At 47.8% G+C, this 12,426-nt stretch carries 11 protein-coding genes; 4 read left to right on the top strand and 7 right to left on the bottom strand.

The features are described 5' to 3' along the window. Positions 1 to 42: 42 nt before the first annotated feature. Together AK95_RS17510 and AK95_RS17515 are read right to left on the bottom strand one after the other, a co-directional pair. Complete coding sequence (locus AK95_RS17510; RefSeq protein ID WP_235613140.1) at positions 43 to 2,307, bottom strand: outer membrane protein assembly factor BamB family protein; 2,265 nt, start codon at positions 2,305 to 2,307, stop codon at positions 43 to 45. 183 nt (positions 2,308 to 2,490) lie between these two features. Beyond that, positions 2,491 to 2,814, bottom strand: a complete 324-nt coding sequence (locus tag AK95_RS17515; protein ID WP_071221189.1) for a hypothetical protein — start codon at positions 2,812 to 2,814, stop codon at positions 2,491 to 2,493. A gap of 271 nt (positions 2,815 to 3,085) precedes the next feature. Here AK95_RS17515 and AK95_RS17520 point away from each other — a divergent pair, with 271 nt between their 5' ends. The 3 genes from AK95_RS17520 (at position 3,086) to AK95_RS17530 (ending at position 5,631) form a co-directional block, all read left to right on the top strand. Next, complete coding sequence (locus tag AK95_RS17520) at positions 3,086 to 4,798, top strand: DUF4127 family protein (RefSeq protein ID WP_071221190.1); 1,713 nt, start codon at positions 3,086 to 3,088, stop codon at positions 4,796 to 4,798. A gap of 306 nt (positions 4,799 to 5,104) precedes the next feature. Continuing rightward, on the top strand, positions 5,105 to 5,446 hold the full coding sequence (locus AK95_RS17525) for a sigma-70 family RNA polymerase sigma factor (protein ID WP_071221191.1): 342 nt from the start codon (positions 5,105 to 5,107) through the stop codon (positions 5,444 to 5,446). After that, positions 5,398 to 5,631 carry a hypothetical protein gene (locus AK95_RS17530; RefSeq protein ID WP_071221192.1) on the top strand — a complete coding sequence of 78 codons (234 nt, stop codon included), beginning with the start codon at positions 5,398 to 5,400 and terminating at the stop codon, positions 5,629 to 5,631. Before AK95_RS17525 ends, AK95_RS17530 begins: the two co-directional genes overlap by 49 nt. A gap of 297 nt (positions 5,632 to 5,928) precedes the next feature. On the opposite strand, the gene AK95_RS17535 is transcribed toward AK95_RS17530, so the two are convergent. The 3 genes from AK95_RS17535 to AK95_RS17545 all read right to left on the bottom strand — a co-directional run bounded on the left by AK95_RS17535 (position 5,929) and on the right by AK95_RS17545 (position 9,196). Then, positions 5,929 to 7,137, bottom strand: a complete 1,209-nt coding sequence (locus AK95_RS17535; RefSeq protein WP_481855856.1) for a sensor histidine kinase — start codon at positions 7,135 to 7,137, stop codon at positions 5,929 to 5,931. Positions 7,138 to 7,167: 30 nt separating this feature from the next. Next, positions 7,168 to 7,860, bottom strand: a complete 693-nt coding sequence (locus AK95_RS17540) for a response regulator transcription factor (protein ID WP_071221194.1) — start codon at positions 7,858 to 7,860, stop codon at positions 7,168 to 7,170. Between the two features lie 151 nt (positions 7,861 to 8,011). Next, positions 8,012 to 9,196, bottom strand: a complete 1,185-nt coding sequence (locus AK95_RS17545) for an acyltransferase (protein WP_071221195.1) — start codon at positions 9,194 to 9,196, stop codon at positions 8,012 to 8,014. Between the two features lie 472 nt (positions 9,197 to 9,668). Here AK95_RS17545 and AK95_RS17550 point away from each other — a divergent pair, with 472 nt between their 5' ends. Then, on the top strand, positions 9,669 to 10,415 hold the full coding sequence (locus AK95_RS17550; RefSeq protein ID WP_071221196.1) for a class I SAM-dependent methyltransferase: 747 nt from the start codon (positions 9,669 to 9,671) through the stop codon (positions 10,413 to 10,415). Positions 10,416 to 10,620: 205 nt separating this feature from the next. On the opposite strand, the gene AK95_RS17555 is transcribed toward AK95_RS17550, so the two are convergent. Beyond that, entirely contained in the window at positions 10,621 to 11,109 is a 489-nt protein-coding gene (locus AK95_RS17555) for a cation:proton antiporter regulatory subunit (protein WP_071221197.1), read from the bottom strand. An 81-nt stretch (positions 11,110 to 11,190) separates the two neighbouring features. Then, entirely contained in the window at positions 11,191 to 12,411 is a 1,221-nt protein-coding gene (locus AK95_RS17560) for a cation:proton antiporter (RefSeq protein WP_071221198.1), read from the bottom strand. Positions 12,412 to 12,426 lie beyond the last annotated feature (15 nt).

Genomic DNA, 12,426 nt, shown 5'->3' on the forward strand with positions numbered 1-12,426 from the left:
GAACGTCTCCCTACGGTTTTTGTCATTTATCGATAACAGCTATTACAGCTCATCCAAGCGTTCCTTTAATGCCCGGGCATCATAACGAATAAAAGCTCCGTTGACCGTGCCGACGAGCACTTCCCGTTCCGTTACGTTCAGCGCGCCGTTCTTGGCATACACCTCTCGCAAATCGACGCTGCCGGTGATTACGTTATGCAATCTGCCCAAGCTCCTGCCGTCTTCCTTGTTCAACACCACGAGATCGCTTCCCAAACTTACCAGCAGGTACGAATCCATGATTTCGTAGCTGCTGCCAACCGGATGGGACAGATCGTCGCCCGCTTTGGAAGTGGTCTCCATTTTCCATATGATGCTACCGCTCTCTGTATCCACCGCTGCCGGAATGCCGTTCAACATAAGGTAGATCCGTTCTCCCTCGATGACGCCGCGTGCGGCTTTGCCTCTCACGGTCCACATTTCCTTATCTTCCAGGCTGTCATACAATACGCTTTCGTAAGCGGTAGCCCCGCTGAAATACTCCCCGTTCAGCGCACGCTGCACCAATAGATACCGCTCATTCAGCACCTCGAACCTTTCCATCTCACGGGCCGGATACACGGCTTCGCGCACCCCGGTTTCCGTATTGAGCAGAACCCATTCCTTGCCAAGCAGCATCCATCTTGTTGTCATATCCGCAGGAGATACCGGATTGTAGCGGTACCCTCCGATAAAATACGGATCCTGGGTCGGATCGTCCATAACCCTCTTACCAACCTTTACATTCCATACTGCTTTGCCGGCGACCGGATCGTAAGCGGTAAGCTGTCCGTTCTGCTCGACGAGCACATACGGATCACCCGATCCTGCATTCAGCAAGCGGTGTTCGCCGGACAACGTCTTTTTCCAACGCAGCTTTCCGGTTTCCTGTTCCAGCACGCTCAGCATGCTTTTGGTTTCGTTCAGATTCAAAGCCTCATCCAGAATAATCGTATCGGCCGCAGCCGTCATTGTCAGGCCAAATTCATTCTTCGGCTTAACCTCCCACAACACTCTTCCATCCGACATTCGAATATGCCTCACTCTGGCCACATAATCCTTAACCTCCGGGTTATAAGCCGAGTACATCGTAACATGCTTCCGCTCCTTATCCGTGAAAGCCGTATACCAGCCAAATCCCGCATCCTCCTGCCACAGCTTCTTGCCGGTGCTGCGGTCAATCGCATACAGGGAAGAATTATCGTGCATCCCGCTGTATCCGCCATCATCTCCCTTGAGGAGCAGGACATCCTCGCTTGCCTCAAGCAGGAAGGTGAAATTCAGATTGCCCTGATTTCGCCAGTCGGGTTCAGCTTCAATCGTCTTTTGAGGCGGCACGGCGGCAAAACGATAGGTAAACTCGTAATCATCGCCAGGACTGTAACTCCGCTCAAAGGATCCGGTCCCAGGGATTACCCACTCGCTGGATGTCAGCTTTCCGGATGGGGAGAACGTCACGGTATAATGGACATCCCGCTGCTCATATCTCCAGGTCTTGCCGAGTATCATCGGTTTATTGGAGCTCATCTCCTGATTCCGCGATGTTTCCCTTACCTGCGGCTCACCGAGCAGCTTTTTCACGTATGAAGAAGGAGTCCCTTTCTTAAAAAGAAGCTCCGTCAGGTTGCGTACCACATCCGTCGTTACTTCCGAATTTCCATCGAGCAGCCCATCAGGCATCGCCTTCTTGGCCGTTATGTCCTTACCCTGTACCCACATCATTGCCGGGCGGTAGATCCGGTAATCTTCCTTCCACTTGGAAGGTGCGACCATGACGCCGTACCAGTCCTTCCACTGCGCTACGGCGATGAGCGACGTTCCGGTTTGGGATACCGGCCATTTCATTGCGCTTCCAGGAGCAAGATATATATTACCGCTGCTGCGCAGTTGAAGCGAGAGCGGGAACGTTTCTTTCACTTGGGCTGCTTCCTTGGATACATACCATGTCGGGAGCCACAAATCTCCCCGGGAATCGGCCTGAATAATGGCTAATTCCCCTTTCACGGAGGTAAGCCGGAGCCTCTCTCCCTTGGCGCCGTAATAGCTCACCTTGAGATTTGTCAGATGGCTATTCTTACTAAGCGCATTAGGAAACAATGCAGCCTTCTGCTGAATCGTAACCCGTTGGCCGGATGTAAAGCCCTCAGCTTCTGCAGCATCAGCGAATACGACATGTGCGCTTTCCTGTGTCCGCTGAGTTGGGTGCCCAACAAGTAAAATACAGACGGCTGCCGTTATTCCGATGAATAGTCGCTTTCGGATCGATACGCGTAAACTCACAGAAACCATCCTCTCCAATACAAGCCTATATAATGTAAACGCTATTATAAGGCAAACTGTTCCAAAATCAAAACAAAAAAACTCCCTTCCAGGAAAGGAGTCTATCCATCTCTTATTGCCCATGTACATTCACAAAAGATTCTCGTTAAAATGATTCTTGCTGCAAATTCACAATTAGCCGTCTTCTCCGCATTATCGTACCTCCATACGCCAACTCGCTTCGGATAGAGTACGGCTCGGCGTTGGCCTGCCTGTCATTATTCTGGTGCGGTTCGTCACCCCGTCCGATATGTCCCCCCATAACTGCTCGAGAAAGGATGCTGGAGTCATTGACGTGCTTCTATTGCTTGCTGTCACCATCCCCTGAGCGGATCGATTCTCAATCCGCGTATCTTCGCGGGACATTTTGAACTCTGCACATCCCGATATCAACATGACACCAACAACCATCACAATGATTGCCGGCCATGCCATCGTAAGCCTGATATTCCGTTTCGCATGATGTATGGATCCCATCCCGACTGCCTCCTTATGTACGTTCCTGAAGGAAAGTATAAGGAACACATCTTACCATTCCATGGTCCAAAATCTTAACGAATACTTAAATAAAGCTGAACAATTACCTTCGCCACGTTATAACAGATCTTAGCAAGCTTATTCGAACTCCTTTTCTACCCCTTTTTTTGGACTGCTTAATGAAAAAAACTGATTTGTGGTTGTAAAAGGAATGGGAAATTCACCTATATATATGAAGGCCCATTAAACCATATATAAGGAGAGTTGACCAATGAGAAATGTATTGTATGTACCCTTGGATGACCGCCCGGTAAACCTTGATGATGTAATCAAACTAGGACAAGCCTCAGGCTTGAACCTGATAACTCCTCTTGCTGCAGATATTCGTAACCGGCTCGATTCGGTCGCAGAAGCTTCAGGCAGCCAACTTATAGGCACCTCGGCACCTACCTTTGGTAAACCGGAAGATATTCGTCAGTTCATATTGAGTCACGCCTCTTCCGTCCAGGGTTTTATTATTTCGATCGATATGCTCGTTTATGGAGGCTTAATCGGTAGCAGACGTTTACGAACAAGCGGAGGAGGGACGTATCCCCATTATGATTCAGGGACAGCAGACTTGCTTGACGTAATCCGCGAGATTAAACAGCTTTATCCCAACAAGCCAATCTATGTGTTGGATACCATTATGCGACTCGCTACGACCACATATGTGGAAGGACTCTCTTACAACGCGTACACAGAGTCTCGCAGTCTCATGGGGATAGCTCGCAAAAAATATACAGACTTCAACGATATTTTGAACGGCTATAATATATCCAGTGATGGCACCGAGTTGGGCGATACCGTCCACTTCAATAAAACCCATTACTACAATACAAGGCAGCATAAGTTTAAAACCAATCATTATGTCTTGGACAGCCTTGTATGTCAGGGTTATATTGATTTCCTGGCCGTTGGGGTGGACGATGCGAATAAAGAAGGCGTGCAAATCAATGAAATTCGATTTGTGGAGAACTACATCGATCGTTATCTAGGCGGTTGTGAGGGGCAAAATCCGAATCGTGCCATTATATTGCCTGATGCAGATGGCTTGGGTCATTCTCTGGTAGCACGGATGGCTAATCAATTGCATCGGGAAGGAAGAAAAACGCAAATTTCGGTGCAATATTTCGGTCCTCATGGATCCACAATCATCAACAACTATGAATACATGACTGTTCATCAGAATATTCTTCGTCATATTGATGTTGTTGGTGGCCAATGTGTCACTAGCACACCAAACATTGAAATCCTGGCAATCACAGACGAAACACAGGTGTCCAGTGCCGTAAGCCGTATCCATGCCAATGGAACAAACTTCGTAGCAACTGTGGTTATGGATTTCACGGGAAAAGGCTCTGCCAATCCAACGGTAACGGAAGGGCTGCTAGACAGCCAGTACACGGGACGCCTATTGGGTTATAGTGCATGGAACACTGCCGGGAACCTTATGGGCATCTCGCTTGGCATGGGACAAGCGCGCTACGCTTTTATGGTGTCAGAGACCTCTGCCTCCGAATTGAATATGGCCGTGAACGCTCATGGGTCACTACTCTTCAAACGATTTTTGAAGGATTATTATTATAAGAGGCTTGCTGTAGTCGATGTCCGAAGCTATTCCAGAACTCCAAGCAATATTCGTTACGATAATCTTCAAGCCTCGTTCGCTGATCAAAACATGCGTCTCTTTAACACAGAATCAGCTTACCAGCAAGTGTTCACGATTCTTCGAGATCAAATGCAGATCCACCAAACAACGCTGGCCGGAAGGAACGCTTTCCTGATCGGTGCCCCCACTCCGACATGCAATGTCAAACAAATAAAGGGGGCTTTGTGGACATTGTCAGAATACGACAGTGCTTCGCTGGTTTATGACAATCCTGATTTCATCTGGTGGCGCGCCTTTGAGATCACGCTCAATCCTAAGGTCACACTCCAATAATATGAGAATGAAAAAGGACAGCTCGGGCTTTTAAAATGTACCCCGTAGAGTAAACACCTAAAAAAGGTCTACTCTACGGGGTACATTTTATTTATCGGAGCTGTCCTTTTTCTATTGTCCTTTTTGTGAGTGGATTTCTACAGTGAATTCAATAATTCAACTTATAGAGTAGATTACCATTTCACAATAGATGTAAAAAATGGTACAATAAAACGAGAACAAACGTTCCTGTTTTGCAATTCGTTAGCTTTCTCTTTTTCCCTAAATAATGAATACGATGATAGACCGGCATAGGAGGGACGCGTTATGAAAAAGCATATAACAGCATACGAGCGCTATAAAACTGAAATTTATCGAATTGGTTGGAGAATACAATATCAGGCTAAAAAACTTAGAAGACGAGAAACGCTATACCCTGATTTTAGTACCGTGCAGACGGGGTCATTTCATGCTAGATCCGATGACCGCATTTGGATTGGTCAATTACTGGATTCATTGCCCCCTCAAGGAAGAACCATTATATATAAACTCTTCTTAGAAGACCTCACTGAAGCGGAAGTAGCCAAGCAGCTCCATATCTCTCAACAGGCGGTGAACCGATGGAAAAGAAAAATGATTCAAAAGTTATCTCAGATCGCGAATTCATGATTTTGCTGAAAGCTGCAAAGCAGAATGAAGATCAAGCCATTCTGCAACTCATTGATTTATACAAAGACGATATAATGAGAATCAGTCAATATATCTATATGCCTCAAGAGGATGCCATATCAACGATTGTCCTGGAGTTTATGGAAGTGATTCGAGAGAACAATGATACGTCTGAGACAGACTGAATTTCTTTTGAACCCTTTCCCGGTTCAGAGCGAATATAAAGATGGGACGCTTTATTCTATCGACCATCCAGTTCAGGTTTACGACGAACACGGTTAATTGTCTGCCTTGTGAATCAAACGACTTCTCTCCCTTGTTCCTTTTTCCAATATAACAACAAACCCAGTACCGCCCGAGGCACTGGGTTGTGTTTTATAGAAATTGCATTCGTTTTGCAGTGCCCTCATTAAGGGGCACACATTCAAGATCACATCCTGTTTTCCTGGGAAAATAGGCAATACAGGAAGTTGAAGCAGTCGCTATACGACTTTAGGAAACCTCGTTTCAAAAGTCGTTCGATGCCGATCGCTCCGCACCCGGATTTCGCCGCCCTGGACTTCCACTATGCTCTTCGTAATGGCCAACCCCAGGCCGGTGCCACCGGTCTGCTTCGAACGGGAAGCCTCTACACGGTAGAAGCGGTCAAAGATGAACGGCAAATCCCGCTCGGGAATCGGATCGCCATAGTTGGTGAAGCTGATGCTCACCTGATTGCCATCGTTGCGGACGGCAATGTCGATTCTTTTGCCCGACTCCCCGTAACGGATCGCGTTGGATATCAAATTCTCGTAAGCCCGGACGAGCTGGGCGCCGTCTGCCCGAACCACGAGCCCTTCCTCTGCAGCAAGCTTACATTCCAGCCCCGCTTTCTCCAGGGCAGGAACGAATTCCTCGATCAGCTGTCTCATGAACTGAGCCATATCGATCTCCCGGATATCCAGCGGAAGCCCGTTATTAATCCTGGTGTATTCGAATAAATCATCAATCAGCTTCTTCAGACTTTGCGCCTTCTCATAAGCGATATTTACGTAATATCGCAGCTCCACTTCATCCTGGTACCGATCTTCCTCGATAACCTCCAGAAATCCCAGTATCGATGTAAGCGGCGTCCGCAAGTCATGGGAAACTCCCGTAATCAGATCATTCTTTGTTTTCTCCGCGTTACGCTCCTCCAGAATGGATTGGTGAAGCTGCCTGCTCATCTGATTGATGCTCTCGGCCACCTCACCCAGCTGGCTGCCTGACTGAACCGGAATGTCGGTGTCGAAATTCCCCTTGGCAATCTCGCGAAGCCCATTCCTGATTTCCTCCAGATAAACGTTCAACTGATCGGTCATGCGGTTTATGCTGGAAGCGACGACGCCTAATTCGTCTTGGGATTTGAGCTCGATTCTGGAATCGAATCGGCCCGCCGTAATGTCCTGAAGACCGGTCTGAATCTTCTGCAGATCAAGGACAAACCACTTCGTGCTCACATAATAGCTGACCAAAAAAAGAATAATGCCTGCAACCAGCATAACCGGATCCGAGCCAATGTTGTTAATGATCCAGACGAGCGGCGGCTTGATGGCCGGAATAGAGAGTATCAGCGTGCTTAATGCGTAGAGTATGATAAGCAGGGCGGCCGTGATGCCGATGCTGGCAAGCAGCATAAGCAGCATCTTCAGGCGGATGCTATGAAGCTTCATTATTTTCAAGTTCGTCACCTCTGCTTAAGTTTACTCTATTTTATAGCCAATCCCCCACACCGTCTTAATATATTCGGGCTGCTGCGGATCCTTCTCGATCTTCTCGCGCAGCTTGCGAATATGTACCATGACCGTATTTTTCGATTCCATGAACGGTTCGTTCCACACCTCGGTATAAATTTTGTCCATGCTAAGCACGAGTCCGCGATTGATGGCCAGCATATGCAGCAGAGCAAATTCGCGGGGCGTCAGCTTAATCTCAACGCCTGCCACCGTCACCCGGTGGGAAGCGACATTAATAACCAGCTCATCGATCTGGATTTCGTTCTCATCCCTCACCGAATTACTGTTCAGCTGTTTGTATCGGCGGAGCTGCGATTTGATTCTTGCGATCAATTCCAGCGGGCTGAACGGCTTGGTCACGTAATCATCCGCGCCGATGCTGAGTCCGGCGATTTTGTCAATCTCCTGACTCTTTGCCGAGAGCATGATGATCGGCGTGTTGTTCTCCTCCCGAATTCTCATGCATGCCTCAATGCCATCCATCTGCGGCATCATGACATCAAGGATGATCAAATCCACTTTCTGGGTTCTTAGAATCTCCAGCGCTTCCAGGCCGTGAGATGCGGTGAGCAGCGTGTAACCCTCATTCCTGACGTAAATCTCCATCAATTTCAAAATTTCGGTTTCATCATCAACCATTAATATCGTAACTCCAGACATGGCTCCTCCTTGATCAACGGCTGCCAGAACACCGCCGTACGGCGTCATTCTTCACGGATGTCAGACTGCGTGGTGCGGTAATAGTTGTCTCTTCGCTTCGCCAGAGCCATGCCCTCGTCTTCGGATACGTCCTGGTTTGCCATGAAGCAGACTACGAACCGGAAAGCGGCACAGACGGCGAATCGACTGGTTTAACCGACTTCTTCGCCTTCGGAATATTACCGAATATCACCCATGAGCCTGGTATAAATCGAACCGTCAATTCAACGACGATCCATGAACAGCCTAATGCTGCCGCAAAACCGCCCGCATACCACAGGTGGGTCAGCATTGAATTCCCCGTAGTTAACGGAAACTCCCGGTAGACGAGCAGAAAGAACGGATGAATGAGATATATCCCGAAAGAAACGGCCCCCAGTCTCTCCAGTGCCGGCGTCCATCCCCGCACCCCTGCCCGATAAAAAAGAATCGCAAGCTGGAGCAGAACGAGCGCCCCCAGGTACGTATGCATATTCCACAGCAACTCATACAGCGTTGAATTATACCCGGTTCCATGCAGCCGGCTTTTGTAATAAATGTACACATGCCCGAGACCGGCCGCCGCCCATGCGATCCACAGCACTACCCAGGCGGTAATGCGATGAGGCCGTGCGTTCCCGCGGCTAATAACAAGCCAGGCTTTCAGTTTCGGGTAATAGACGCCGATAAAAGCACCCAGCATGAAATAGGCAATATAGGACAATGCCCAGCTTCCTTTATTCGGTACCTGCCAATAATACTTATTCATTAGTATAAACGTCCACTGGATCACCAGTCCAATCGGTATCGCCCATTTCGCCAGCTGGGGCATCTTCTTGAACAGCCATAATACAAGCGGAAACAGCACATAAAACTGAATGCTGATAAATACGAAATAGAGATGCGTATACGCTTTGCCCGTCAACAGCTTTTGCACAAAGCTCTCCATCGTCTCACCGAACGGCCTGCCCTGATAATGCAAATAGTGCAGCAGCGCGAAGTAGAACACGGAGAACAGCGTATACGGAATGATAATATACAGCAGTCTTTTCTTGTAAAATCCGCCGATCAGCTTCTTCGTTGTGGGACGGTCATAGTAATTATAGAAGAGTACCAGACTGCTCAAAAATATAAATGTCGGCGTTCCGAATTTCATGAAGATGTTCATGAAATTGTACATAAAAAAGTAGTTGGAAGCCGTCATCGCAGATACGGCATACGATGTGGAGTGAACGGACAGCACGCCGATGATGGCGAATGCGCGTACCAATTGCAGCTCGGGAAGACGTTCCCTTGACAAAGATTTTAATTTGTTCATGACAGTACCCTCTCATCTTTAAAATCCGATTATTCTCGTTCCTTGAACAGATTCATCAAGTATAGTAGACAGTTCTTAACGCCATACTTCCAAATTCTTATCATTTGCTTAAGATTATGGTCCTTCCTCCTAATAAAATTCTCCTTGATAATGAAGAATCCTTGGACTTACAATAAGAAAAACATCTATCGACGTACTTTCTCAGAAGACAGACCGCGTATAGCGGAAGTTTTTCTTGCGAGATAAGGATGGTAAGCCTCTGAAGCTCATACTTTCTTATCTCTTAAAAATAATCTTTCAGAATTGAGGTGAACTGGATGCTGATTAGGATCCTTGCCGTTCGAAGTAGCTAGGCCCGGTCTATCATACTGGACCGGGCCTAGTCAGAATCACAGTAGCTGGCTGCGAACGAATAAGAGACGATCTGTTTTCAGCATCCCATTTTATCTCATATGGAAGGTGAACAATATAAATGAATTCACAGGAATACAAGCAGTTTTATGATATAGTAGGAGCCCTAAACGGCTGGGACTTCAGCCAGCTAAGATGTATCTCGGAGGGTATGGAGTGGGATTTTTACGATGAGGTCGGCAAATTATGCAAATCATCCGATGTGGTGCTTGATATCGGCACTGGTGGTGGAGAGAGCTTGTTGTCCATTGCCGACCAAGCAGCCCTGCTGGTTGGAATCGATCTTTCCCATTCGATGATAGAGACTGCCCAGAGTAATAAACGGAAGGCTTCGGCTTCCAATGTACGCTTTATGCAGATGGACGCAGGGTCGCTTCAATTTCCGGAGGCGTTTTTCAATTTGATCTCTTGCAGACACTCCCCTTTTCGTGCATCAGAGGTGGGAAGAGTACTAGAAGAGGATGGCGTGTTTTTGACGCAGCAGGTTCGCGAATCTGATAAAGCCAATCTGGCTCAAGCCTTTGGCAGAGGGCAATCTTCCCGTGAAGACGGCGCTTTAAAGGATCAATATATGGAGGAACTTCGGCAAGCCGGGTTCCGCAATATCCAATATGCCGAATACGATGCGGATGAATACTATGAGCGTGAAGAGGATCTTATCTTTCTGCTGAAGCACACGCCCATTATCCCCGGGTTTGGGCAGGAGGAATCGGATTTTCGCATCCTGCAGCAGTTTATCAGTGACCATCGCACAGATCGGGGGATCCGGACGAATTCCGCCCGCTTTATGATCGTGGCCCGGAAGTAACCGGCCCTCTGGCAATCCATAACCCGCAGCATCCCGCTGTTAAACAGAAAAAGCGCAAAGGGACGAGACCTTGGCGCTTTTTCTTATGTAAAAAGATATCATCCCTTTGATCAATAGGTTGCTCTCCACATAAAAAAGCAAGCCCCCCGCAAAAGGAGGAGCTTGCTTTCGGTATGGTTATCTTCGCATCCACGAAGGAGCACTATTAGCCGTTAACCAGCAGTTCTTTCAGCTGCTTGATCTGCTTACGCTCGCCCGCTAGCACCAGCGTCGATCCCGCTGTCAGGATGTCGTCCGGACCCGGATTGATTTTCTGCTCTTTCTTGTTCACTATCGCTAATACATTAGCACCTGTACGTTGACGAACCTGAAGCCCTGCAATGGATTGTCCCACGCATTTGTAATGCGGTTCGATACGCGCCCATTCGATGATCAGATCTTCGAGTGTCACCTCGATGGTCTCGAGCGCTTTCGGTTTATACGTCATGCCGCCGATGATGCCGGCGATTTGTCTAGCCTCATCATCCTCTAATGTAATCTGGGAGATGGTCTCCTCAGGATCGTCATCTTCAAAATGGTACAGCTCTCTACGGCCATCGTCATGAATAACAATAACCAGCTTATCCCCTGATCTCGCCTGAATAAGGAATTTCTTACCGATACCCGGCAGATCAGATTCGCGAATAATACTCATGTGAAAATCCTCCGTTCTGGGGTTAATTCAATCTCTAGATTATATAGATTACTTGGAAGAAAGTAAATCAGCCCAGCAGCCTTACGCCTTCCTTTTTTTTACTTTCTCCACAGGCTCGCTCCATTTGAATATTTTATTCGCTCCGCGGTAGATACGTTTTGACTCCTTGGCTAGAAGAGGACCGAGAATCGCAAGAATCAGAACATAGAGGGCCGAGAATGGTTTCAGCATAGCGGACAGTCCGCCGGCTAGTCCCAGATTCGCAACGATGATCGTGAACTCCCCGCGAGCCATAATGGTCAATCCGATGTTAAGTGACGATTTATGCGATAATCCGGCCTTCCGACCCGCTATCATGCCTGCGACCAGGTTGCCGATAATGGTCAATACCACGGCGCCAAGAGCAAGCCATAACGCATTCCCAAGCGTGGTCGGGTCGATGCCGAGACCGAAGCTGAAGAAGAAGATTGCTCCAAAAAAATCACGGAAAGGAATCACCAGCTGCTCGATCCGTTCGCTATGATCCGTCTCCGATAAAGCCAGTCCGAACAACAGCGCTCCGATCGCTTCGGCTACGTGGAGTGTCTCGGAAAACCCGGCAATAAAGAACATCGACGAGAATACTACGATAATGAAAATCTCGCTGGACGTAATATTCAGCAATTTGTTAAGTATAGGCGGACCTTTTCTCGCAATAACAAAGAACAACAGCATGTAGCCTATGGAAATGCAAACCGAGATGATGGTTGCCCCTATCGATGTAGCCCCGCCTAATAACAGTCCCGACATAATCGATAAGAACACGGCAAGAAAAATATCATCGAACAAAATCATGCCAAGTATGAGTTCCGTCTCCGCATTCCCTGTGCGCCGTAGATCCACGAGCACCTTAGCGACAATGGCGCTGGAGGAAACCGACAGCATCCCTGCAATGATCAGCGTCTCGTACAGAGGCATATTGATCACGAAACCGTAGGCCACACCCAACACGAAGTTCAATACTACGTATACGGTTCCGCCTACCACAATGTTTTTTCCGGATTTGATCAATTTTTGAACAGAAAATTCAAGACCAAGGTAAAAGAGCAGAAATAGAATACCGATCTGTCCCAGAAAATCGATGATCCCCTGGCTCTCGATGAACTTAAAGTCAAGAATCCCTATCGTTGGTGCATGCGGACCGACAAGCATCCCGAGTACAATCAAGAACGGTATGATCGAGAACTTGAGCTTTCCAGCAATTACGGAGGCTATAGCAACCAGAATCAGAGCAGTTCCAACCTCAAACATCATATGGTCCATAGAAGACCTCCTCCT

Origin of the sequence: Paenibacillus sp. LC231 (assembly GCF_001860525.1) — a bacterium.
Classification (GTDB): Bacteria; Bacillota; Bacilli; order Paenibacillales; family Paenibacillaceae; genus Paenibacillus_AQ.

What these genes read in the sequence shown, in the direction of transcription:
- AK95_RS17550 (WP_071221196.1), top strand. Translation starts at nt 9,669, where the DNA reads ATGAATTCACAGGAATACAAGCAGTTTTATGATATAGTAGGAGCCCTA.
- AK95_RS17555 (WP_071221197.1), bottom strand. Translation starts at nt 11,109, where the DNA reads ATGAGTATTATTCGCGAATCTGATCTGCCGGGTATCGGTAAGAAATTC.
- AK95_RS17540 (WP_071221194.1), bottom strand. Translation starts at nt 7,860, where the DNA reads ATGTCTGGAGTTACGATATTAATGGTTGATGATGAAACCGAAATTTTG.
- AK95_RS17520 (WP_071221190.1), top strand. Translation starts at nt 3,086, where the DNA reads ATGAGAAATGTATTGTATGTACCCTTGGATGACCGCCCGGTAAACCTT.
- AK95_RS17515 (WP_071221189.1), bottom strand. Translation starts at nt 2,814, where the DNA reads ATGGGATCCATACATCATGCGAAACGGAATATCAGGCTTACGATGGCA.
- AK95_RS17560 (WP_071221198.1), bottom strand. Translation starts at nt 12,411, where the DNA reads ATGGACCATATGATGTTTGAGGTTGGAACTGCTCTGATTCTGGTTGCT.
- AK95_RS17545 (WP_071221195.1), bottom strand. Translation starts at nt 9,196, where the DNA reads ATGAACAAATTAAAATCTTTGTCAAGGGAACGTCTTCCCGAGCTGCAA.
- AK95_RS17525 (WP_071221191.1), top strand. Translation starts at nt 5,105, where the DNA reads ATGAAAAAGCATATAACAGCATACGAGCGCTATAAAACTGAAATTTAT.
- AK95_RS17530 (WP_071221192.1), top strand. Translation starts at nt 5,398, where the DNA reads ATGGAAAAGAAAAATGATTCAAAAGTTATCTCAGATCGCGAATTCATG.
- AK95_RS17535 (WP_481855856.1), bottom strand. Translation starts at nt 7,137, where the DNA reads ATGAAGCTTCATAGCATCCGCCTGAAGATGCTGCTTATGCTGCTTGCC.
- AK95_RS17510 (WP_235613140.1), bottom strand. Translation starts at nt 2,307, where the DNA reads ATGGTTTCTGTGAGTTTACGCGTATCGATCCGAAAGCGACTATTCATC.